At 69.6% G+C, this 20,546-nt stretch carries 20 protein-coding genes; 13 read left to right on the forward strand and 7 right to left on the reverse strand.

The window, feature by feature from the left end:
* Positions 1 to 62: 62 nt before the first annotated feature.
* The 3 genes from yaaA to RSP_RS15185 are packed head-to-tail and all read right to left on the reverse strand — an operon-like array spanning position 63 to position 3,229.
* A complete protein-coding gene (gene yaaA, locus RSP_RS15175) occupies positions 63 to 836 on the reverse strand; it encodes a peroxide stress protein YaaA (protein ID WP_011338905.1) in 774 nt (257 codons plus the stop codon).
* Positions 836 to 2,881, reverse strand: coding sequence for a DNA helicase RecQ (recQ, locus tag RSP_RS15180; protein ID WP_011338906.1), 2,046 nt, complete (start codon positions 2,879 to 2,881; stop codon positions 836 to 838). Before recQ ends, yaaA begins: the two co-directional genes overlap by 1 nt.
* Before the next feature lie 57 nt (positions 2,882 to 2,938).
* A complete protein-coding gene (locus RSP_RS15185; protein ID WP_017140014.1) occupies positions 2,939 to 3,229 on the reverse strand; it encodes a YggT family protein in 291 nt (96 codons plus the stop codon).
* 128 nt (positions 3,230 to 3,357) lie between these two features.
* Between RSP_RS15185 and RSP_RS15190 the strand changes: the two genes are divergently transcribed.
* The 6 genes from RSP_RS15190 (at position 3,358) to arfB (ending at position 8,507) form a co-directional block, all read left to right on the forward strand.
* Positions 3,358 to 3,885, forward strand: a complete 528-nt coding sequence (locus RSP_RS15190; RefSeq protein WP_017140015.1) for an acyl-CoA thioesterase — start codon at positions 3,358 to 3,360, stop codon at positions 3,883 to 3,885.
* Between the two features lie 94 nt (positions 3,886 to 3,979).
* Positions 3,980 to 5,350, forward strand: a complete 1,371-nt coding sequence (locus RSP_RS15195) for an MFS transporter (RefSeq protein WP_011338909.1) — start codon at positions 3,980 to 3,982, stop codon at positions 5,348 to 5,350.
* The gene (gene mepA / locus RSP_RS15200; protein ID WP_002721953.1) at positions 5,347 to 6,231 is read left to right on the forward strand and encodes a penicillin-insensitive murein endopeptidase; all 885 of its coding nucleotides are present in this window, start codon (positions 5,347 to 5,349) and stop codon (positions 6,229 to 6,231) included. The genes RSP_RS15195 and mepA overlap by 4 nt, the downstream gene beginning before the upstream one ends.
* A complete protein-coding gene (locus RSP_RS15205; protein WP_017140016.1) occupies positions 6,204 to 7,094 on the forward strand; it encodes an esterase-like activity of phytase family protein in 891 nt (296 codons plus the stop codon). The genes mepA and RSP_RS15205 overlap by 28 nt, the downstream gene beginning before the upstream one ends.
* Before the next feature lie 81 nt (positions 7,095 to 7,175).
* Positions 7,176 to 7,802, forward strand: coding sequence for a queuosine precursor transporter (locus RSP_RS15210; RefSeq protein WP_011338911.1), 627 nt, complete (start codon positions 7,176 to 7,178; stop codon positions 7,800 to 7,802).
* Positions 7,803 to 8,081: 279 nt separating this feature from the next.
* Positions 8,082 to 8,507 (forward strand): alternative ribosome rescue aminoacyl-tRNA hydrolase ArfB, encoded by a 426-nt coding sequence (gene arfB / locus RSP_RS15215; protein ID WP_002721956.1) that lies wholly within the window; start codon positions 8,082 to 8,084, stop codon positions 8,505 to 8,507.
* 8 nt (positions 8,508 to 8,515) lie between these two features.
* On the opposite strand, the gene pncB is transcribed toward arfB, so the two are convergent.
* A complete protein-coding gene (gene pncB / locus RSP_RS15220) occupies positions 8,516 to 9,808 on the reverse strand; it encodes a nicotinate phosphoribosyltransferase (RefSeq protein ID WP_011338912.1) in 1,293 nt (430 codons plus the stop codon).
* A 1-nt stretch (position 9,809) separates the two neighbouring features.
* The gene (gene pncA / locus RSP_RS15225; protein ID WP_011338913.1) at positions 9,810 to 10,415 is read right to left on the reverse strand and encodes a bifunctional nicotinamidase/pyrazinamidase; all 606 of its coding nucleotides are present in this window, start codon (positions 10,413 to 10,415) and stop codon (positions 9,810 to 9,812) included.
* A gap of 192 nt (positions 10,416 to 10,607) precedes the next feature.
* On the opposite strand from pncA, the gene RSP_RS15230 reads away from it, so the two are divergent.
* Together RSP_RS15230 and RSP_RS15235 are read left to right on the forward strand one after the other, a co-directional pair.
* A complete protein-coding gene (locus tag RSP_RS15230; RefSeq protein WP_011338914.1) occupies positions 10,608 to 11,390 on the forward strand; it encodes an SDR family NAD(P)-dependent oxidoreductase in 783 nt (260 codons plus the stop codon).
* Positions 11,387 to 12,310 (forward strand): 2-dehydro-3-deoxygalactonokinase, encoded by a 924-nt coding sequence (locus tag RSP_RS15235; protein ID WP_011338915.1) that lies wholly within the window; start codon positions 11,387 to 11,389, stop codon positions 12,308 to 12,310. Before RSP_RS15230 ends, RSP_RS15235 begins: the two co-directional genes overlap by 4 nt.
* Here the strand turns inward: RSP_RS15235 and RSP_RS15240 are convergent.
* Positions 12,268 to 13,878, reverse strand: coding sequence for an alpha-amylase family glycosyl hydrolase (locus RSP_RS15240; protein WP_011338916.1), 1,611 nt, complete (start codon positions 13,876 to 13,878; stop codon positions 12,268 to 12,270). The two genes, RSP_RS15235 and RSP_RS15240, sit on opposite strands and share 43 nt — an antisense overlap.
* A 460-nt stretch (positions 13,879 to 14,338) precedes the next feature.
* Here RSP_RS15240 and RSP_RS15245 point away from each other — a divergent pair, with 460 nt between their 5' ends.
* The 5 genes from RSP_RS15245 to RSP_RS15265 all read left to right on the forward strand — a co-directional run bounded on the left by RSP_RS15245 (position 14,339) and on the right by RSP_RS15265 (position 19,699).
* On the forward strand, positions 14,339 to 15,577 hold the full coding sequence (locus tag RSP_RS15245; protein WP_009563407.1) for an MFS transporter: 1,239 nt from the start codon (positions 14,339 to 14,341) through the stop codon (positions 15,575 to 15,577).
* A gap of 92 nt (positions 15,578 to 15,669) precedes the next feature.
* Positions 15,670 to 16,842 carry an MFS transporter gene (locus RSP_RS15250; protein WP_009563408.1) on the forward strand — a complete coding sequence of 391 codons (1,173 nt, stop codon included), beginning with the start codon at positions 15,670 to 15,672 and terminating at the stop codon, positions 16,840 to 16,842.
* A gap of 48 nt (positions 16,843 to 16,890) precedes the next feature.
* Positions 16,891 to 17,925 (forward strand): glycosyltransferase family 4 protein, encoded by a 1,035-nt coding sequence (locus RSP_RS15255; protein WP_011338917.1) that lies wholly within the window; start codon positions 16,891 to 16,893, stop codon positions 17,923 to 17,925.
* Complete coding sequence (locus tag RSP_RS15260) at positions 17,922 to 18,548, forward strand: glycosyltransferase family 29 protein (RefSeq protein WP_011338918.1); 627 nt, start codon at positions 17,922 to 17,924, stop codon at positions 18,546 to 18,548. Before RSP_RS15255 ends, RSP_RS15260 begins: the two co-directional genes overlap by 4 nt.
* Positions 18,549 to 18,676: 128 nt before the next feature.
* Positions 18,677 to 19,699 (forward strand): aspartate-semialdehyde dehydrogenase, encoded by a 1,023-nt coding sequence (locus RSP_RS15265; protein WP_002721972.1) that lies wholly within the window; start codon positions 18,677 to 18,679, stop codon positions 19,697 to 19,699.
* A gap of 85 nt (positions 19,700 to 19,784) precedes the next feature.
* Here RSP_RS15265 and RSP_RS15270 read toward each other — a convergent pair whose 3' ends face one another.
* Positions 19,785 to 20,429: a carbonic anhydrase gene (locus RSP_RS15270; RefSeq protein WP_002721974.1), complete on the reverse strand. Its 645-nt coding sequence runs from the start codon at positions 20,427 to 20,429 to the stop codon at positions 19,785 to 19,787.
* Positions 20,430 to 20,546 lie beyond the last annotated feature (117 nt).

Genomic DNA, 20,546 nt, shown 5'->3' on the forward strand with positions numbered 1-20,546 from the left:
CACGCCGGGGAAGCGGGGGCGTCGGGGAAGCCCAGTTGACAGCCGGCAACGAGGGCGCCGGGTCAGCCCGCGCGCAGGAAGACGGGGCGCTCGTCGGTGGAGAGGTCGGGCTCGTAGGCGTAGCCGCCCGCGCGGAAGGCGCGCAGGTCCTCCGGGTCGTCGAGCCGGTTCTCGGCGATGAAGCGGGCCATGGCGCCCCGGGCGCGCTTGGCCCAGAAGCTCACGATCTTGCGCTCGCCGTTGCGCTCTTCGAGGAAGGTGGGCGTGATCACGGGGAGCTTCAGCGCCGCGCGATCCGCGGCGGTGAAATATTCCACCGACGCGCAGTTCACGAGGACGCGCGCCCCGGTCTCTGCCGCGCGCGCGTTCAGGGCCTCGGCAATCCGGTCGCCCCAGAAATCGTAGAGCGTCGCGCCGCGCTCGGTCGCAAGCCGCGTGCCCATCTCGAGCCGGTGCGGCTGGATCCGGTCGAGCGGGCGCAGGAGCCCGTAGAGGCCCGAGAGGATGCAGATCCTCTCCTGCGCCCAGCGGAGCGCATCGGCATCCATGGTCCGCGCCTCGAGACCGGCATAGGTGTCGCCGTCGAACAAGGCGACCGCAGGCACGGCCGCATTTCGCGCTTCGTGAAATTCCGCGAAGCGCGCCACGTTCAGCCGGGCCAGCGGCTCGGAGATATGCATGAGCCGGCGCAGGTCGGCCGCGGTCAGATCGCGCGCGACCCGCGCCAGCGCATCGGCCTGATCCTGCAGGCGCGGCTCGGACGGCGCGAGATCCGCGGGCAGATCGAGGGCGGGCTGCGCCGCGAGGCGCTTGGCGGGCGACAGGACGGCGAGCATCAGGCCTCCCGCAGCACGTCGAGGAAGGCCTCGCCGAAGCGCTCGATCTTCTGCGCGCCGAGATCGCCCACGCGGTCGAGATCGGCGAGCGTCGTGGGCCGCGCCTCGGCGATCCGGCGCAGCGTGCTCTGCGGCAGGCTCAGCGGCTTGCCGGTGCCGTCCTCGCCGCGCATCAGCGCGACCTGCGCCTCGGCCAGCCGGTCGAAGAGCTCGGCCGCACCCCGCCCCGCCAGACGGCGGCGCTGGGGATGCATGGCGGCCTCGGCCTCGCCGGTGACGACGGCAAGGAAGGTCGCGCCGTAGCTCTCGAGCTTCTTGGCGCCGACGCCTGTGATCCCGGCCATCTCGTCGAGGGTCTGCGGCCGACGCTCGGCCATCTCGATCAGGGTGCGGTCGGTGAAGATCACATAGGCGGGCACGCCCGCGGCCTCGGCGAGCGCCCGGCGCTTGGCCTTCAGCGCAGACAGAAGCGGCGCATCCTCCTCGGAGATCAGCGCGCGGGCCTGCGGCCGGGCCGCGGCGGATTTCACCGTGTCGCGGCGGAGCGTGATCTGCTCCTCCCCGCGGAGGATGGGGCGGGCGGCCTCGGTCATCTTCAGCGCGCCGTGGCGTTCGGGATCGGGCCGCACCAGATCGCGCCCCATCATCTGCCGGAACACCGCCTCCCACGCCGGGCGCGAGAGATCCCGGCCGACCGAGAAGGTGGGCAGCCCGTCGTGGCCGCGGTCGCGCACCTTCTGGGTCGCAGTGCCGGTCAGGATGTCGATCAGATGGCCGGTCCCGAACCATTCGCCGGTGCGCAGGATCGCCGACAGCGCCTTGCGCACCGCCTCGGTCGCATCGAAGAGCTCGGCCGGGCGGTCGCAGAGATCGCAGGTGCCGCAGGGCTCGGAGCTTTCGCCGAAATAGCCGAGCAGCACCTGCCGCCGGCAGGCGGTGGCCTCGGCCAGACCCAGCAGCGCGTTCAGCCGGGCATGATCGGCGGCCTTGCGGTCGGGCGGGGCCAGCCCCTCGTCGATCTGGGAGCGGCGCAGGCGGATGTCGTCGGGGCCGTAGAGCGTCAGCGTCTCGGCCGGGGCGCCGTCTCGGCCAGCGCGGCCGATCTCCTGATAATAGCCCTCGATGGATTTCGGCAGGTCGGCATGGGCCACCCAGCGGATGTCGGGCTTGTCGATGCCCATGCCGAAGGCAACCGTCGCCACGACGATGAGACCGTCCTCCTGCTGGAAGCGGATCTCGACCGCGCGCCGGTCGTGGGCCTCCATCCCGCCATGATAGTGGCAGGCGGAATGCCCCGCCTCGCGCAGCGCCTGGGCGAGCGTCTCGGTCTTGGCGCGGGTGGCGCAATAGACGATGCCCGAGCGGCCCTTGCGCGCGGCGGCGAAGGCCAGGATCTGCTGGCGCGGGCTCGCCTTGACGGCGAAGGCCAGATGGATGTTCGGCCGGTCGAAGCCGCGCAGGAAGGTGGCGGGCGCCACGCCGTCGAAGAGGCGCGCCACGATCTCTTCCTGCGTTTCGGCGTCGGCGGTGGCGGTAAAGGCCGCCAGTGGCACGTCGAGCGCGCGGCGCAGTTCGCCGATGCGCAGGTAATCGGGGCGGAAGTCATGGCCCCACTGGCTCACGCAATGGGCCTCGTCCACCGCGATGAGCCCCACCCCCACCCGGCGCAAGAGCGCGAAGGCCCCGGCCGAGGCGAGCCGCTCGGGCGCCATGTAGAGGAGCTTGATCCGGCCCTCGTCGAGCGCCCGGAACACCTCGTCCGTCTCGGCCTCGGTGTTGCCCGAGGTGAGCGCACCGGCCTCGACCCCCGCCTCGCGCAGCGAGCGCACCTGATCGCGCATGAGCGCGATCAGCGGCGAGACGACGAGCGTCACCCCTTCGCGGGAGAGGGCGGGCAGCTGGTAGCAGAGCGACTTGCCGCCGCCCGTCGGCATGATGGCGAGCGTGTTCTGCCCCTGCCGCACCGCCTCGACGATCTCTTCCTGCCCCGGCCGGAAGTCGGAAAAGCCGAAGATCGAATGAAGAAGCTCGCGCGGGGTGGGCATAAGGCAATCCGTCTGGGTCCGGCGCGGGGCCGGACCGTCAGGTGAGGTGGGGAAGGATCAGAAGTAGAAGCTGGCCATGTTGTTGCGCAGCACGATCTGCAGCGCGTAGATCGCGACCAGCACGATCAGCGGTGCGAGATCCAGACCCCCCATCGAGGGCAGGATGCGGCGCACCTGCGAATAGATCGGCTCGAGCAGGCGGCTCAGCCCGTCCCAGATCTGGCCGACGAGCGGCTGACGCAGGTTCAGCACCTCGAAATTGATGAGCCAGCTCATGATGATATGCGCGAAGATGATGAACTTCGCGATGTCGAGGATCAGCATCAGGATCTGGAAGAGCGATATCATGGACGCATCCTTCACGGGAAATCTCAAAGACAGGTATAGACGGGCCCGCCAAAGGGCAACCTCGTTCCGCTGCGTTGGCCTTGACGGGACCGTGATGGCGTAGCACCCAAGGCGTGAAGGAGTGATTGATGTATCCTTACGTCCGCCTTTTCATGGAGATGCGCCGCGCGCGGCGGCTCGATCCCCTGCCGGTTCTGGGTACGCACCGCTCCTCGCACCGCTGCCTGCCCTGGGATCTCGCCCCGTGGCGCGAGCTCAACAACGGGCGGACGCTGACCCTGTTCGATCTGGGCCGGGCGCCGCTTCTGGTGCGCACGGGGATGCAGCGGATCTGCTCCGAAAAGGGCTGGGGCATGACGGTGGCGGGCAGCTCGGTGCGTTACCGGCGGCGCGTGGTGCTGATGGAACGGCTCGAGATGGTGAGCCGCTGCCTCGGCTGGGACGGACGGTTCTTCTACATGGAGCAGAGCCTCTGGCGGAAGGGCGACTGCACGAGCCACATGCTGCTGCGCGCGGCCACGACCACGGGATCGGGCATCGTGCCGCCGGCCGAGGTGGCGGCGGCCCTCGGCGCGGGCGAGAGCCCGCCCCTGCCCGACTGGGCGCAGGCCTGGATCGAGGCCGACGCGCTGCGGCCCTGGCCGCCTGCGGCCTGAGGCAGGCGCCCGTGCCCCGAGACGCGTGGCCCGGAGCCTCGGGTTGCGTCGGGGACGCATTTCGGGCTTCATCCGCGCGATCCACGGAGGGGCCATGGCACGCGCGCGACTTCGCATATGGGGCTGGTATTTCTTCGACTGGGCGAGCCAGCCCTACAGCACCCTCCTCCTGACCTTCGTCTTCGCACCCTATTTTGCCGAGGTGGCGCGCGGGCGCTATCTGGCCGAAGGCATGGACGCCGTGGCCGCGGGCGCGGCGGCGCAGTCGCTCTGGGCCACCGGCCTCGGCGCGGCCAGCCTTGTCGTGGCGCTGCTCGCGCCGCTTCTCGGGGCCGTCGCGGATGCGGGCGGGCGCAGGCTCGTCTGGATTTGGGGCTTTTCGGCCTTCTACATCCTGGGCTCGGCGGGGCTCTGGGCGCTGGCGCACGGCGGAGACGGCCTCGTCTGGGCGCTGGTCTGCTTCGGGCTGGGCTTCGTGGGGATGGAATTCGCGACCATCTTCACCAATGCGCTCCTGCCCTCGCTCGGGCCCCGCGACCGGATCGGCGAGATCTCGGGCTCGGGCTTCGCCTTCGGCTATCTGGGCGGCGTGCTGGCCCTGGCGCTGATGCTCCTCTTTCTGGCCGAGAGCGCGCAGACCGGGCGGACCCTCATCGGCCTTCCACCGGCCTTCGGCCTCGACCCGGAGCTGCGCGAGGGCACGCGCGCCGTGGGACCCTTCACCGCCCTCTGGTATGCGGTCTTCATGGTGCCCTTCTTCCTGTGGGTGCGCGAGCCCGCCCTGCCGCGCAGCCCTGTCCGGTTCGGCGCGGCTCTGGGCCGGCTCGGCAGCTTCCTGAAAAGCCTGCCCCGGCGGCGGAGCCTCGCGGCCTATCTCGCCTCGTCGCTCCTTTATCGCGACGCGCTGAACGCGCTCTACGGGTTCGGCGGCGTCTATGCCTCGGGCGTGCTCGGCTGGAGCATCATCCAGATCGGCGTCTTCGGCGTGGTGGGCGCGGTGACGGCCACCGTCGCCTCGTGGGCAGGAGGGCGCGCCGACCGCCGCTTCGGCCCGAAGCCCGTGATCGCCGTCTGCATCCTGCTTCTGACGGCGGTCTGCATCCTGATCGTCGGCACCGCGCGCGAGAGCCTCTTCGGCCAGCCGCTGCCCGAGGGCTCGCGCCTGCCCGATCTGATCTTCTTCGGCTGCGGCGCGCTGATCGGCGGCGCAGGCGGGGCGCTTCAGGCCGCGAGCCGCACGCTGATGGCCTGCCACACCACGCCCGAGCGCGCGACCGAGGCCTTCGGGATCTACGCTCTGTCCGGCAAGGTCACGAGTTTCCTCGCGCCGTTCCTGATCGCGCTCGCCACCGGCCTCAGCGGATCGCAGCGCGCGGGCATCGCTCCGCTGATCCTTCTCTTCCTTGCGGGGCTCGTTCTGCTAGTCTGGGTGAAACCGGGCGGCGAACAACGGGCAGTGACATGATACGCATTCTCTCCTTCCTCCTCGCTCTGGGGATGGCCACGGGCGTTCAGGCCGAACCCAAGGCCAACAAGCTGTTCGGGGCGCAGACCGGCCCCTCGCGCCATGCGCCCATGCCGATCGGCAGCTACAACCGGGGCTGCGCGGCGGGGCTCGTGCAGATGCCCGAGAGCGGGCCGACGTGGCAGGTGATGCGCCTGTCGCGCAACCGGGCCTGGGGCCATCCCGAGATGATCGAGTTCCTGCAGGCGCTGTCCGTGGCGGCGCGGCAGATCGGCTGGGCGGGGCTCTATGTCGGCGACATCAGCCAGCCGCGCGGCGGGCCCATGACCTCGGGCCATGCCAGCCACCAGATCGGCCTCGATGCGGATGTCTGGATGCTGCCGCCGCGGAGGCTCGACCTGACGGTGGCGGACCGCGAGCGGATCTCCTCGATCCCCGTCCGCTCGGCCGACCAGCGCAGCGTCACCGCGAACTGGACGCGGGCGCACCACACGCTCCTGCGCTCGGCCGCCTCCGACGACCGCGTGGACCGGATCTTCGTGGCCGCTGCCGTGAAGCTCGAGATGTGCAAGACCGCGACCCGCGCCGACCGGGCCTGGCTGCAGAAGATCCGCCCGGTGCCGGGGCACGACACCCATTTCCACATCCGCCTGAAATGCCCGCGCGGCGCGGTGGCCTGCCAGACGCAGACGCCCACGGTGGCCGAGCTCTCGAAGGGCGGCGACGGCTGCGACGAGACCCTGACCTGGTGGGTGACGGACTATCTGAACCCGCCCAAGTCGCCGCCGAAGAAGCCGTCGGGCCCGCGGCCCAAGGGCGCGCGCGACTACACGCTTTCCGATCTTCCCGCCCAATGCCGCGAAGTCCTCGCCTCGCGCTGATCGCGGGGCTCGTGCTGGGCCTTGCGCTCGGCGGCAGTGCGGACACACCGGGCGACGGGGTCACGCGCTTCGTCTGGACCGCCGAGGATCCTTTGTTCGGCGGGCTCTCGGCCCTCGAGATGTCGGAGGACGGCCGCTCGGTCACGGTTCTGTCGGACCGGGGGGCCTGGACGCGCGGACAAGTGATCCGCGACGCCGAGGGCCGGATCCTCGACATTCGGACCGAGCCGATGCGCCTTCTGCGCGGCCGCGGCGAGGAGCCTCTGGCGCGGCGGCGCAACGACAGCGAGGGGCTCGCCCTTGCGCGGGACGGCACTGCCTATGTCTCGTTCGAGGGCGCGGCCCGGGTGTTGCGCTACCGCGACCTGTCGGGCCCGGCCGAGAACCTGCCCGTGCATCCCGATTTCGCCCTGATGCAGAGGAACAGCGCGCTCGAAGCGCTGGCCATCGATGCCGGGGGCGCGATCTACACCCTGCCCGAACGGTCGGGCAGCGCCACGCGGCCCTTCCCGGTCTATCGCTATCAGAACGGGGTCTGGACCCAGCCCTTCGCCGTGCCCCGCCGCGGCTCCTTTCTGATCGTCGGCGCGGATTTCGGCCCCGATGGCCGGCTCTATGTGCTCGAGCGGCGGTTCCGCGGCCTTCTGGGCTTTGCCAGCCGCGTGCGCCGCTTCACCCTCGGCCCCGAGGGGATTACCGCCGAAGAGACGGTGTTCGAGACCCGCTCGGGCCGGTTCGGCAATCTCGAGGGGATCTCGGTCTGGCGCGATCCCGGCGGCGGCACGGTCCTGAGCCTCGTCGCCGACGACAATTTCCTGTTCCTGCTCCGGACCGAGCTGGTCGAGCTGCGCCTCCGCGATTGACAGGCGGCCCCCTGCGGGAGTAGGCCGCGCTGTCCCCGGACGGGGGCCAAGTCTCCGCGACCTTGTCAAAACGGAAAAGACATGACCCGCAGCCTGATCCCCGCCATTCTGGCGATGGCCGCCATCGTGGTGGCCTCGAACATCCTCGTTCAGTTCCTGTTCGGCCAGTGGCTGACCTGGGGCGCCTTCACCTATCCTCTGGCCTTCCTCGTGACCGACCTCACGAACCGCTTCCGGGGCGCCGCCGCCGCGCGCCGCGTGGTGCTGGCGGGCTTTGCCACCGGCATCGTCTGCTCGCTGATCGGCACGCAGATCCAGGGCGAGTTCGGCCCGCTCGTCACGCTGCGCATCGCGCTGGGGTCGGGGCTTGCCTTCCTCGTGGCCCAGATGCTCGACGTGACCGTCTTCGACCGGATGCGCCATGCGCGCGGCTGGTGGCAGGCGCCGCTGATCTCGACGCTCGTGGGCTCCAGCCTCGATACGCTGATCTTCTTCGGCACCGCCTTTTCGGCGGCGCTCGTCTGGCTGGAACCTTCGAACGACGTGTCCTGGGCGAACGAGATCCTGCCGCTACTGGGCGCAGGGCCCGAGGCTCCGCTCTGGCTTTCGCTGGCCGTCGCGGACTGGTCCATCAAGCTTCTGCTCGCTTTGGTGGCACTCCTGCCGTTCCGCATCATTGTCAGGCGGATGACCGCAGACGTTGCGTAATCATCATTTGACAAACACCAGATCTGTGCCACCTTTCCCCTTATCGGCAACCATTTGAAAGGAGGTGATCCAGTGTCTAGAGTGATATTGGAGAGACGTGTCGGGACAGCCATCGGGGGTGTTTTCTGAGGGCAGCCCCTCTTTGAACGCACCGGTGGTTGGGCTAGCTCCTAACTGGCTCATCTCCTTGGATCTCGGAAAGGGTCGCCCCTCGTGGCGGCCCTTTCTCGTAGGGCGCGGCCCGTTGCGGAGGGCCGGCGCCCGCGATAGGCCCCTTTCATGCTGCGCATCACCGATCAGATCACGCTCGCCGACTGGGAACTGACCGAGAGCTTTTCGCGCTCGTCGGGGCCGGGGGGGCAGAACGTCAACAAGGTCGAGACGGCCGTCGAACTGCGCTTCGAGGCCGAGCGGTCGCCGCATCTGTCGCCCGCGGTCAAGGCGCGGCTGAAGCGGCTGGCGGGTCGGCGCTGGACGCAGGAGGGCGCCATCGTCATCCGGGCGGAAGAGACGCGCAGCCAGCAGCGCAACCGCGAGCTGGCGCGCGAGCGGCTGGCCGAGATGGTGCGCGCGGCGCTGGTCGCGCCGAAGCGGCGGATCGCGACGAAACCCACGCTCGGCAGCCAGCGCCGCAGGCTCGCCGCCAAGTCGATCCGCAGCGACGTGAAGGCCGGGCGCGGCCGGGTGAGCGACGAGGAGAGCTGAGGCCCGTCTCAGACCTGCACTTCGTAGGCCACCTGATCGCCCACGCCGAAGACGCGCTTGTAGCGCGCGATCTCGTCGGCGGGACCCATCGCCTTCAGCGGATTGTCCGAGAGCTTCACCGTGGGCCGTCCGTCCGCCGCCACCGCCTTGCAGACGAGGCTGAAGGGGGCCAGCGCATCGTCCTTCACGAGGCCGCGGAAATCGTTGGTGAACATCGTCCCCCAGCCGAAGCTGACCTTCACCTGGCCGTGGAACTGGCGGTGCAGCTCCTCGATCTTCTCGACATCGAGCCCGTCCGAGAAGATCACGAGCTTGCGGCGCGGATCCTCGCCCCGGCTCTGCCACCAGCGGATCGCGGTCTCGGCGCCCTGGGCCGGGTCGCCCGAGTCGATGCGGATGCCCGTCCAGGTCGAGAGCCAGTCCGGCGCGCGGGCGAGGAAGCCTTCGGTGCCGTAGGTGTCGGGCAGGATGATGCGGAGGTTGCCGTCATGCTCCTCGTGCCAGTCGGCCAGCACCTGATAGGGCGCGCGGGCGAGGTCTTCGTCCGTCGTGGCCAGGGCGGAATAGACCATCGGCAGCTCGTGGGCATTGGTGCCGATGGCCTCGACCTCGCGCCGCATGGCGATCAGGCAGTTCGAGGTGCCGGTGAAGGCATCGCCCAGCCCCTCGATCATCGCCTGCACGCACCAGTCCTGCCAGAGGAAGGAATGCCGCCGCCGGGTGCCGAAATCCGCGATCTTCAGCCGCTCGATCCGCTTCAGCCGCTCGATCTTCTCCCAGAGCTTGGTCATGGCGCGGGCATAGAGCACCTGCAGCTCGAACCGCCCCATCGTGGCCAGCACCGCGCGCGAGCGCAGCTCCATCAGCACGGCCAATGCCGGGATCTCCCACAGCATGACCTCGGGCCACTTGCCCTCGAAGGTCAGCTCGTATTGCCCGTCGCGCTTCTCCAGATGGTAGGGGGGCATCCGCAGGTTTTCGAACCACTCCATGAAGTCGGGGCGGAACATCTGGCGCTTGCCGTAGAAGGTGTTGCCGCGCAGGAAGGTGCTCTCGCCGCGCGACAGGCTCAGCGTGCGGATATGGTCGAGCTGTTCGCGCAGCTCGCCCTCGTCGATCAGCTCGGCCAGCCGCACCGAGGAGGTGCGGTTGATGAGGCTGAAGCGCACCACCGTGTCCGGCCTGTTGCGGAACACCGACTGGCACATCAGGAGCTTGTAGAAGTCGGTGTCGATCAGCGAGCGGACGATCGGATCGATCTTCCATTTGTGATTGTAGACGCGGGTGGCGATATCGACCATGTCAGGGCTCCAGCGCGACGCCGGCCTCGGCCATCTGCGCCTTGATCGCGGCGAGCGATCCGTTGAGGTCGATGGCGGCCGAGGCGCCTTCCAGCACCGTCACCCGGAAGCCCAGCCGGGCCGCATCGAGCGCGGAATAGGCCACGCAGAAGTCGGTGGCGAGGCCCGCGAGCGTCACCGCCTCGATCCCGCGGCTGCGCAGGTAGCCCTCGAGGCCGGTGGGGGTGGTGCGGTCGTTCTCGAAGAAGGCCGAGTAGCTGTCGATGTCGCGACGGAAGCCCTTGCGGAGGACGAGATCGGCCGGCGCCGTCTCGAGCGCGGGATGGAACTCGGCGCCGCGCGTGCCCTGCACGCAATGGGTGGGCCAGAGCACCTGCGGCCCGTAGGGCATCTCGATCAGAGAGAAAGGCACCGCCTCGTGGGTGGAAGCGAAGGAGGAATGGTCTGCCGGATGCCAGTCCTGCGTGAAGATGCGCGCGCCGAACTCGGGCAGGAGCGCGTTGATCCGGGGGATGATCGCGTCCCCTCCGGCGACGGCGAGCGCGCCGCCCGGGCAGAAGTCGTTCTGCACGTCGATGACGATCAGGGCTTCGGTCTGGGGACGCATCCCTGCCTCCGTTAACACTTCTTTCGCCAAGGGCTAAGGAGTGCGCGCCCCGAGGTCAATGGAGGCCGCACCGCAGCAGCCTTGACGCCCGCCGCGGCCTCGGGCGACAAGATGCGGCAACGGCGCCCCGCGCGGGCGTCCTCTGGCCCGGGCCCTTGCTCCGCGGCCGCTCCCCCGACCGGAGGTTTCCCCATGACAGACACACCCGCCGCCCATCCCGTCTTCCCCGACCTGAAGGGGGCGTCGGTCTTCCTCAGCGGCGGCGGTTCGGGCATCGGGGCTGCGCTGACCGAGGGCTTCCTGCGGCAGGGCGCGCAGGTGGCCTTCGTCCAGCGCTCCGACGCCACCGCCTTCTGCGACCGGATGGAGGCCGAGACCGGCGCGCGACCGCTGTTCCTGCCCTGCGACGTGACCGACATTCCGGCGCTGCGGCAGGCGCTCGCCGAGGTGGCCGAGCGGCAGGGGCCGATCCAGGTTCTCGTGAATGCTGCCGCCCACGACGACCGTCACACCACGGCCGAGGTGACGGAGGACTACTGGGACCGCGCACAGGCGGTGAACCTCAAGCATTACTTCTTCGCCGCGCAGGCCGTCATTCCCGGGATGAAGGCTGCGGGCGGCGGCTCGATCATCAACTTCTCCTCGATCTCCTACATGATGGGCAATGCGGGCTATCCGGCCTACACGACCGCCAATTCGGGCATCAACGGCCTGACCCGCAGCCTCGCGCGCGAGTTCGGGCCCGACCGGATCCGGGTCAATGCGCTGGCGCCGGGCTGGGTGCTGACCGAGCGGCAGAAGGATCTCTGGGTGACCGAGGACGGGCTGCAGGCCCATCTCGACCGCCAGTGCCTGAAGGAGGCGCTGGTGCCCGCCGATATCGTGGGGGGCGTGCTGTTCCTCGCGTCGGAGGCCTCGCGGATGATGACGGGGCAGGCGCTGGTGATCGACGGCGGCGTGGTGGTAACGGGATGAGGCCCGGCTGGATCGCCGCCGACTGGGGCACGAGCCGCCTGCGCGTCTGGGCGATGGGGGCGGAGGGCGTGCTGGCCGAGGCCCGGTCGGACGAGGGCATGGGGCAGATCGCTGTGGGCGGGTTCGAGGCGGCGCTCCTGCGGCTGATCGGCCTCTGGCTTAGCGACGGGCCTGCGGTGCAAGTCGTAATCTGCGGCATGGCCGGCGCGCGGCAGGGCTGGCAGGAAGTGCCCTACCGCAGGCTGCCCTGCGCGCCGGTCGATCCGCAGGCGCTGGTGCCGGTGCCGTCGGAGGATCCGCGGATCGCCGTCCGCATCGTGCCGGGGCTCGCGCAGGCGAAGCCCGCCGATGTGATGCGCGGCGAGGAGACGCAGATCGCGGGCGCGCTGGCGCTGCTCGGATCGTTCGACGGGGTGATCTGCCTTCCCGGCACCCATTCCAAATGGGCGCAGGTCTCGGCCGGCGAGGTGGTGAGCTTCCGCAGCTTCCTGACCGGAGAGCTTTTCGCCCTTCTTTCGGAGCGCTCGGTGCTGCGCCACGGGCTTGCCGCCGAGGGCTGGGACGACGAGGCCTTCCTCGCCGCCGTGTCGGACGGCATGTCCCACCCCCAGAAACTCGGCGCAAAGCTCTTCGGCCTCCGGGCCGAGGCTTTGTTGCAGGACCTGCCTCCCGCCACGGCGCGGGCGCGGCTGTCGGGGCTGCTGATCGGGCTCGAGCTCGTGGGCGCGCGCAGCTACTGGCTGGGCCAGCCGGTCGTGCTGGTGGGCGAGGAGGCGCTCGCCGCCCGCTATGGCGCAGCGCTTGCCGCGCAGGGCGTGCAGGCGCGCCTTCTCCCGGCCGCGGCCTGCACGCTGGGCGGGCTCGCCGCCGCCGTGGGTCAGCTGACGCTGGCATCCTCCGGAGCGGGCAGGAAGGCATAGCCGTTCGCCCCGAGGGTAAGGCGGTCGCCCTCGAGCACGGCGGCCTGTGCCGGGCCGATCAGCCCGCCATGGCCCGGCAGGGTCGCCGAGACCGGCTCGATGCCGAGGTTGAAGAAGCAGGCGAGCGACTGGCCGTCGAGCGTCCGGGTGAAGCCCAGCATCGGCTCCGGCAGGTCGAAGAACCGGCTGCGGCCGCGGATCAGCGCGGGCTGGCTCCGGCGGAACTGCAGGAGCGCCCGGTAGGTCTCCAGCAGCGAGCCGGGGATGCCCTTCTGCGACGCCACGTTGCGCGCCAGCTGCGGCGGCTTCACCGGAAGCCACGGCGTGCCGGTGGTGAAGCCGCCCGCGGGCCCGTCGTCCCAGACCATCGGCGTGCGGCAGCCGTCGCGCCCTTTCTCCTCGGGCCAGAACCGGAGGCCCGGCGGATCGGTCAGCTCCTCATAGAGCAGCTCGGTCTCTGTCTGGCCCAGCTCCTCGCCCTGATAGAGACTGACCGAGCCCTCGAAGGACAGGAGCATGGCCGCCGCGAGCCGCGCCACATCGTCCTCGGCCCCGTGGCCGGCCCAGCGCGTCGCATGGCGCACCACATCGTGGTTGGAAAAGGCCCAGCAGGGCCAGCCCTGCGGTGCGGTGGCGAAGAACTCCTCGATCCGGCTGCGGAAATGCCCGGCGGTGAAGGTGCGCGAGAGCATCTCGAACGTGTAGGCCATGTGCAGCCGGTCGGTCCCGCTGGTATATTCGGCCATGATCGCAAGGCCGCGCAGCCCGTCGGCCACCTCGCCGACCATCGCCCTGTCCGGGTAGTCGTCGAGCAGCTTCCGCATCCTGAGGAGGAAGGCGATATTCTCGATCCGCGACTTCGAGAAGGCATGGTCCTGCATGTCGTAGGCATTGACCGGCGGGATCGGCCCGTTCTGCGGGTTCGGCCGGTTCGACCTGAGCTCGGCGTCATGGAAGTAGAAGTTCACCGTGTCGAGACGGAAGCCGTCCACGCCCCGATCAAGCCAGAAGCGCATCTGGTCGAGCAGCCAGTCCTGCACCTCGGGATTGTGGAAGTTGAAGTCGGGCTGCGAGATCAGGAAGTTGTGCAGGTAATACTGCCGCCGCTGCGCATCCCATTCCCAGGCCGAGCCGCCGAAGACCGACAGCCAGTTGTTCGGCGGGCTGCCGTCGGGCTGCGCGTCGGCCCAGACATACCAGTCGGCCTTGGGATTGTCGCGGCTCCGCCGGCTCTCGCGGAAGAACGGATGGGCCGAGGAGGAATGGCTGAGCACCTGGTCGATGATGACCTTCAGCCCAAGCTCGTGCGCGCGAGCGAGGAGCGCGTCGAAATCCTCCATCGAGCCGAAGAGCGGGTGGATGGCGGTGTAGTCCGACACGTCGTAGCCCATGTCCTCCATGGGCGAGGGAAAGATCGGCGAGAGCCAGATCGCATCGGCCCCGAGCCAGGCCACATGGTCGAGCCGCTCGATGATGCCGCGCAGGTCGCCCACGCCGTCGCCGTCGGAATCCTGAAACGAGCGGGGATAGATCTGATAGGTCACCGACCCGCGCCACCAGTCCGACATGCTGCCTCCTCGTCCTCTTGCCTCCCCCCATCAAGCGACAGCCCGCGGCAGCGGTTCCCCTCCGACAGGCCTCCGCACCTTGCCGGCGGCCTGTCGGGCGGTCCGTTTCCTGTCCATCCAAAGCCACGCCAGTCTCCTCCCGATGCCAGTCCTGGCTGGTGCTGCCTTCGGAGGCCCGGGGCAGACGGATCCGACGAAGCCTTCCAGCGCGACAGGGATGGGGTGCGGTCCCGAACCCGCATCGGCGATCCGGCAGAAGAAGACCTGCGGACGATGCGCGCGCTGTGGCCGCCTTCCCCTGAAGATGGGCTCTGCCTCGCCCCCGCCGCCCGAGGCGGCGGGGTTGCCCGGCGAGGTCTCATAACGGATCCTGACACGAAACATCAGAAAATACCGTTTGACGCGGCGACATGGGCCGGAGCAGGCTCTGCGCCCGCCCTTAAGTCCGCCCGGATCTCCCATGACCAAATCTCCGATCTTCACGCCCGTCCTGATCTCGGGCTGCATCGTCCTGATGCTGGGCTTTGCGATCCGCGCCAGCTTCGGCGTGTTCCAGATCCCCATCGCCGAGGAGTTCGACTGGCCGCGGTCCGACTTCTCGATGGCCATCGCCATCCAGAACCTCGCCTGGGGCATCGGCCAGCCGATCTTCGGGATGCTGGCCGAGAAGTTCGGCGACCGCCGGGCCATCGTCGCGGGCGCGCTGACCTATGCGGCGGGTCTCGTGCTCTCGAGCTTCGCCGTGACGCCGCTCCAGCATCAGTTCCTCGAGGTGCTGGTGGGGTTCGGGATCGCGGGCACGGGCTTCGGCGTGATCCTTGCGGTGGTGGGACGGGCCACGGCGCCGGAGCATCGCTCGCTGGCGCTCGGCATCGCCACGGCTGCGGGGTCGGCGGGGCAGGTCTTCGGGGCGCCCGCGGCCGAGATCCTGCTGGGCTTCTACAGCTGGCAGACAGTGTTCGTGATCTTCGCGGGCGTCATCCTTGCCGCGCTCTTTGCGCTGCCCTTCATGCGTGCGCCGGTCACCGCGACGAAGGCCGAGCTCGAGGAGTCGCTCGGCACGGTGCTCAGACGGGCCTTCCGCGATCCGTCCTATACGCTGATCTTCGTGGGCTTCTTCTCCTGCGGCTATCAGCTGGCCTTCATCACCGCGCACTTCCCCGCCTTCGTGACGGAGATGTGCGGGGCGATCGATCCGCGCGGCCCGCTGGCGGCGCTGGGGATCACCACCACCTCGGCGCTGGGCGCACTGGCGATCTCGCTGATCGGGCTGGCCAACATCGTGGGCACGATCACCGCAGGCTGGCTCGGCAAGCGCTACTCGAAGAAATATCTGCTGGCCGCGATCTACACCGGGCGCACGCTGGCGGCCGCGCTCTTCATCCTCGTGCCGATGACGCCCACCACGGTCCTTCTCTTCTCCCTCAGCATGGGCGCGCTCTGGCTCGCGACCGTGCCGCTCACGAGCGGGCTCGTGGCCCATCTCTACGGTCTGCGCTACATGGGCACGCTCTACGGGTTCGTCTTCCTCAGCCACCAGCTCGGCAGCTTCATGGGTGTCTGGCTGGGCGGGCGGATGTATGACATGACCGGCGACTATACGATGGTCTGGTGGATCGGCGTGGGTGTCGGCGCCTTCTCAGCCATCGTTCACCTGCCCATCCGCGAGACCCGCAGCCCCGCGCTGCAGCCGGCCTGACCGGCTGCCATCCGCGAAGCGCGAACGGCACGGACTCTTGCCCTGTCCGCGGCGGCGGATATACCTCGGACCCGCGAGCGGGAGGAGACGTGATGCGCGCCGGGATTGCCTGCCTCGTGCTGGCCTATGTGCTGAGCCAGTTCTACCGCGCCTTCCTCGCGGTGCTCGCCCCCACGCTGAAGGCCGAGCTCGGAGTTTCGGCCGAGGATCTGGCGGCCGCCTCGGGCATCTGGTTTCTGGCCTTCGCGCTGATGCAGTTCCCGGTGGGCTGGGCGCTCGACCGGATCGGGCCGCGGCTCACCTCCATGGTGCTCCTCGGCGCGGGCGGGGCGGGCGGGGCGCTCGTCTTCGCGCAGGCCGAGGGGCCGGGGGCCCTGATGGCCGCCATGGCGCTGATCGGCATCGGCTGCTCGCCCGTGCTGATGGCGAGCTACTATATCTTCGCGCGCAGCTTCAGCCCGGCCCTCTTCGGCACGCTTGCCGCGGCCGTGGTGGGGATCGGCAGCCTCGGCAATATCGCGGGCTCGGTGCCGCTTGCCTGGGCGGTCGAGACCTTCGGCTGGCGCGAGACGCTGATGGCGCTGGCGGGCGTGACGCTCGCTGCCGCCGCGGCGATCGGGATCCTCGTCCGCGATCCGGCCCGCGTGGAGGGCCCGGCCCGAGGCTCGATGCTCGATCTCATGCGGATGCCCGCGCTCTGGCCCGTGCTCGCGATGATGGTGGTCTGCTACGCGCCCGCCGCGGGCCTACGCGGGCTCTGGATCGGGCCCTATTATGCCGACGCCTTCGGCGCGGCCCCGGCCGAGATCGGGCGCGCGACGCTGGTCATGGGCCTTGCCATGGTGGCGGGCAGCTTCGCCTACGGGCCGCTCGACCGCCTGCTCGGCACCCGCAAGGGGCTGATCCTCGGCGGCAATCTCCTGACCGCCCTGTGCCTGCTCGCGCTCTGGGCCTGGCCTGCGACGGGCGGCTGGCCCGCGCTTCTGCTCTTCGCGGGGATCGGCTTCTTCGGCGCCTCCTTCCCGATGGTCATCGCCCACGGTCGCGCCTTCGTGCCGCCGCACCTGACCGGGCGGGGGGTGACGCTGCTCAATTTCTTCGGGATCGCCTCGCCCGGCCTCATGCAGTTCGCCACCGGCGCGGTCCACGGATCGGTGGCTCCGGTGCCGCCCGCCGCGCCCTATGCCGCGCTCTTCCTGTTCTTCGCGCTCTTCATCCTTGCCGGCTGCGCGATCTATGCGGTCAGCCGCGACCGGACGGACTGACTTTCCGTCCGCCGTGCTCTGCGCTAACCAGAGCCTCGGAGGGACACCATGCCAGTGCAGCCGGATCGGATCGAGGTCATCGCGCCCAACCTCAAGCGTCGCCTCTCGGGGGTGACGGCCACCATCGCGCGGCTGGTGCCGGTTCAGGCGCGCCTGATCGGCATCGCGGCCACCGGCCCGGGGCTGCCCGCAGACCTTCCGCACCTGCCGCTCTGGCGCCTGCCGTTCCTGCCGCGCGACCGCTGGCGGGTCTGGCACGCCCGGCGCAACACCGAGATGCTGCTGGGCATCGCGCTGCGCCATCTGCTGCGCCGGCGGCTGAAGCTTCTCTTCACATCGGCCTCGCAGCGCCGGCACACGGGCTATACGCGCTGGTTGATCGGGCGGATGGATGCGCTGGTCGCCACCTCGCGCCGGACGGCCTCCTATCTCGAGCGGCCCGCCGAGGTGATCCTGCACGGGATCGACACCGACACGTTCCGCCCCGGCGACCGGGCCGAGGTGCGGGCGCGGCTGGGCCTGCCCGAGGCGGTGCTGGTGGGCTGCTATGGCCGGATCCGGGCGCAGAAGGGCACGGATGTGTTCGTTCATGCCATGATGCGGCTCCTGCCCGAGCGGCCGGGCGTGGCTGCGGTGGTGATGGGGCGCGCGGTGGGCGAGCATCAGGCGTTTCTCGACGGGCTCCGCCGCGAGGTCGAGGCGGCGGGGCTGGGCCAGCGCATCCTGTTCCGGCCCGAGGTCACGGTGGATCGGATGCCCGACTGGTATCGCGCGCTCGATCTCTATGTGGCGCCGCAGCGGTGGGAGGGCTTCGGGCTCACGCCGCTCGAGGCGATGGCCTGTGGCGTGCCGGTGGTGGCGACCCGCGTCGGCGCCTTCGAGGAGCTGGTGAGCGCGGACACGGGGCGGCTCGTGCCCCCGGGCGATCTCGCGGCGATGGTGGCGGAGGTGGCGGCGCTCCTCGACGATGCCGCCCTTTGCGGCCGGATGGCCGAGGCCGCCCGGGCGCGCACCCTCAAGGGGTTCCGCATCGAGGATGAGGCGGCGGCCCTCGTCGCGCTCTACCGGAGGCTTCTTGCATGACGCGGCTCGGATTTCTCTTCGCCCGCACCTTCCGCCGCGAGGCGCCGCTGGCGGCCCTCTCGCTGCCGGAGGAAGCGCTGCTTGCCCGCTTCGCCACCGAACGGATCGCGCTGGTCGGCAATGCGCGCAGCCTGTCGCAGGCGGCCTTCGGCCCCGAGATCGACGAGGCGGACCTCGTGATCCGGCTGAACCGCGCGCCGATGCCGGCCGCGGCCAGCCACGGCACGCGGACGGATGCGCTGGCGCTCGCCACTTCGCTTCAGGCCGAGGCGCTCGATCGGCTTGCGCCGCGGCTCACCCTCTGGATGTCGCCCAAACGCAAGCGGCTGCCGTGGCATGTGGCGAGCCGCCGGGGCTTCTACCTCCACTCCCGCGCGGACTACGAGGATCTGAAGCGTCGGCTGGGCGCGCCGCCCTCGACCGGGCTCATGATGATCGACCTTCTGGCGCGGAGCCGCGCGGCCTCGGTCACGCTCTACGGTTTCGATTTCTTCGCCAGCCTGTCGCTCACGGGGAGCCGGACCGCCGCGCAGGTGCCGCACGATTTCGGCGCCGAGGCCCGCTTCGTGCAGGCCCTGCTCGAGAGCGACCCGCGCTTCACGCTGCGCGGATCCCCGGGCTGAGCCCGCAGGGTGGGTCCCGCGCAGCGCACCCCCTTGTCCACAAGCCTCTCCGGCCCGATTCCGCTTTCCCCGTGACCCCCGGTGCGCTATGGGGGCGCGTCATTCCGACATGAGAAGAGGGGTCCCCGATGGGCTACAGGGTCGTCGTCGCGGGTGCCACGGGCAACGTGGGCCGTGAAATGCTGAACATCCTCGCCGAGCGCGAGTTTCCGGTGGAGGAGATTGCCGCTCTGGCGAGCCGCAAATCTCTCGGCACCGAAGTGAGCTTCGGCGACAAGACCCTGACCACCAAGGACCTTGACACATTCGACTTCACCGGCTGGGATATCGCGCTGTTCGCGGTGGGCTCGGACGCGACCAAGATCTATGCGCCGAAGGCCGCGGCCGCGGGCTGCGTCGTGATCGACAACTCGTCGCTCTACCGCTACGACCCGCAGGTGCCGCTGATCGTGCCGGAAGTGAACGCCGATGCGATCGAGGGCTACAAGGCGAAGAACATCATCGCCAACCCGAACTGCTCGACCGCGCAGATGGTCGTGGCGCTGAAGCCGCTGCACGACCGGGCCAGGATCAAGCGCGTCGTCGTCTCGACCTACCAGTCCGTTTCGGGCGCGGGCAAGGCCGGCATCGACGAGCTCTGGAACCAGACCAAGGGCATCTACGTCCCGGGTCAGGAGGTCGAGCCCTCGAAGTTCACCAAGCAGATCGCCTTCAACGTGATCCCGCACATCGACAGCTTCATGGAAGACGGCTCCACCAAGGAAGAGTGGAAGATGGTGGCCGAGACCAAGAAGATCCTCGATCCGAAGGTGAAGGTCACGGCGACCTGCGTGCGGGTGCCGGTGTTCGTGGGCCACTCCGAGGCGATCAACATCGAGTTCGAGGATTTCCTCGACGAAGAGGAAGCGCGCGACATCCTGCGCGAGGCTCCGGGCGTGCTCGTCGTCGACAAGCGCGAGGCCGGCGGCTACATCACCCCGGTCGAATGCGTGGGCGATTATGCCACCTACATCAGCCGCATCCGGCAGGATTCGACCCTCGACAACGGGCTGAACCTCTGGTGCGTGTCCGACAACCTGCGCAAGGGCGCCGCGCTGAACGCGGTGCAGATCGCCGAGGTTCTGGGCAACCGCTGCCTGAAGAAGGGCTGAGATCGGGACGGGGCCGCGTCGCGGGCCCCGCTTCCTCCGAGACCGTGAAGCCCGCGGCAGGCGCACCTGCCGCGGGCTTTCGTCTTCAGACCGGCACGAAGCCCTGTCCGGGCGTGTATTGCTCGAGCGATCCCTCGCCGATGTGGGTCCAGAGCGCGTGCAGCGTCAGCACCTCGCGCTCGACCGCCTCGCGCACGAAGGGGAAGGTCATCAGGTTGCCGATGCTGACCAGCACGGCCTCCTTCTCCAGCGCGGTGACGCGCTCCTCCTCGGGCAGATCCTTCACCCGCTCGTAGCCGGGGCGCAGGATGTCCATCCAGCGGCCGACGAAGCTCGAGGTTTCCTCGAGCTGCGGCGCCTTGCCCGAGCACATGTCGTGGCAGCCCTTGACGCCGCCGCAGTTGGAATGGCCGAGCACCACGATATGGGCCACACCGAGCGCTGTGACCGCATATTCGACCGCGGCCGAGGTGCCGTGCTGCTTCCCGTCGGGGCTGTAGGGCGGCACCAGATTGGCGATGTTGCGGTGGATGAAGAATTCGCCCTCGTCCGCGCCGAAGATCGAGGTGACATGCACGCGCGAGTCGCAGCAGGAGATCACCATGGCGCGCGGATGCTGCCCGCTCTCGGAGAGCCGGCGATACCAGGACTTGTTGTCGGCGAAGGTGGTGGCACGCCAGCCGTGGAAACGCTGGACAAGGTAGTTCGGAAGCGGCCTCGCATTGTGCATTGCGTCGTCCTCAGTCAGGTCCACGCGCTTGAATAGGGGGCGGCCGGGGAAAATTCGAGGGATTTTTTTCGGGGCACCGCAACCTTTTGTTCAGCGCCCCGACGCAGGCTCGTCTCG

This window comes from Cereibacter sphaeroides 2.4.1, from assembly GCF_000012905.2.
Taxonomy (GTDB): Bacteria; Pseudomonadota; Alphaproteobacteria; order Rhodobacterales; family Rhodobacteraceae; genus Cereibacter_A; species Cereibacter_A sphaeroides.

What these genes read in the sequence shown, in the direction of transcription:
- yaaA (WP_011338905.1), bottom strand. Translation starts at nt 836, where the DNA reads ATGCTCGCCGTCCTGTCGCCCGCCAAGCGCCTCGCGGCGCAGCCCGCC.
- recQ (WP_011338906.1), bottom strand. Translation starts at nt 2,881, where the DNA reads ATGCCCACCCCGCGCGAGCTTCTTCATTCGATCTTCGGCTTTTCCGAC.
- RSP_RS15185 (WP_017140014.1), bottom strand. Translation starts at nt 3,229, where the DNA reads ATGATATCGCTCTTCCAGATCCTGATGCTGATCCTCGACATCGCGAAG.
- RSP_RS15190 (WP_017140015.1), top strand. Translation starts at nt 3,358, where the DNA reads ATGTATCCTTACGTCCGCCTTTTCATGGAGATGCGCCGCGCGCGGCGG.
- RSP_RS15195 (WP_011338909.1), top strand. Translation starts at nt 3,980, where the DNA reads ATGGCACGCGCGCGACTTCGCATATGGGGCTGGTATTTCTTCGACTGG.
- mepA (WP_002721953.1), top strand. Translation starts at nt 5,347, where the DNA reads ATGATACGCATTCTCTCCTTCCTCCTCGCTCTGGGGATGGCCACGGGC.
- RSP_RS15205 (WP_017140016.1), top strand. Translation starts at nt 6,204, where the DNA reads ATGCCGCGAAGTCCTCGCCTCGCGCTGATCGCGGGGCTCGTGCTGGGC.
- RSP_RS15210 (WP_011338911.1), top strand. Translation starts at nt 7,176, where the DNA reads ATGACCCGCAGCCTGATCCCCGCCATTCTGGCGATGGCCGCCATCGTG.
- arfB (WP_002721956.1), top strand. Translation starts at nt 8,082, where the DNA reads ATGCTGCGCATCACCGATCAGATCACGCTCGCCGACTGGGAACTGACC.
- pncB (WP_011338912.1), bottom strand. Translation starts at nt 9,808, where the DNA reads ATGGTCGATATCGCCACCCGCGTCTACAATCACAAATGGAAGATCGAT.
- pncA (WP_011338913.1), bottom strand. Translation starts at nt 10,415, where the DNA reads ATGCGTCCCCAGACCGAAGCCCTGATCGTCATCGACGTGCAGAACGAC.
- RSP_RS15230 (WP_011338914.1), top strand. Translation starts at nt 10,608, where the DNA reads ATGACAGACACACCCGCCGCCCATCCCGTCTTCCCCGACCTGAAGGGG.
- RSP_RS15235 (WP_011338915.1), top strand. Translation starts at nt 11,387, where the DNA reads ATGAGGCCCGGCTGGATCGCCGCCGACTGGGGCACGAGCCGCCTGCGC.
- RSP_RS15240 (WP_011338916.1), bottom strand. Translation starts at nt 13,878, where the DNA reads ATGTCGGACTGGTGGCGCGGGTCGGTGACCTATCAGATCTATCCCCGC.
- RSP_RS15245 (WP_009563407.1), top strand. Translation starts at nt 14,339, where the DNA reads ATGACCAAATCTCCGATCTTCACGCCCGTCCTGATCTCGGGCTGCATC.
- RSP_RS15250 (WP_009563408.1), top strand. Translation starts at nt 15,670, where the DNA reads ATGCGCGCCGGGATTGCCTGCCTCGTGCTGGCCTATGTGCTGAGCCAG.
- RSP_RS15255 (WP_011338917.1), top strand. Translation starts at nt 16,891, where the DNA reads ATGCCAGTGCAGCCGGATCGGATCGAGGTCATCGCGCCCAACCTCAAG.
- RSP_RS15260 (WP_011338918.1), top strand. Translation starts at nt 17,922, where the DNA reads ATGACGCGGCTCGGATTTCTCTTCGCCCGCACCTTCCGCCGCGAGGCG.
- RSP_RS15265 (WP_002721972.1), top strand. Translation starts at nt 18,677, where the DNA reads ATGGGCTACAGGGTCGTCGTCGCGGGTGCCACGGGCAACGTGGGCCGT.
- RSP_RS15270 (WP_002721974.1), bottom strand. Translation starts at nt 20,429, where the DNA reads ATGCACAATGCGAGGCCGCTTCCGAACTACCTTGTCCAGCGTTTCCAC.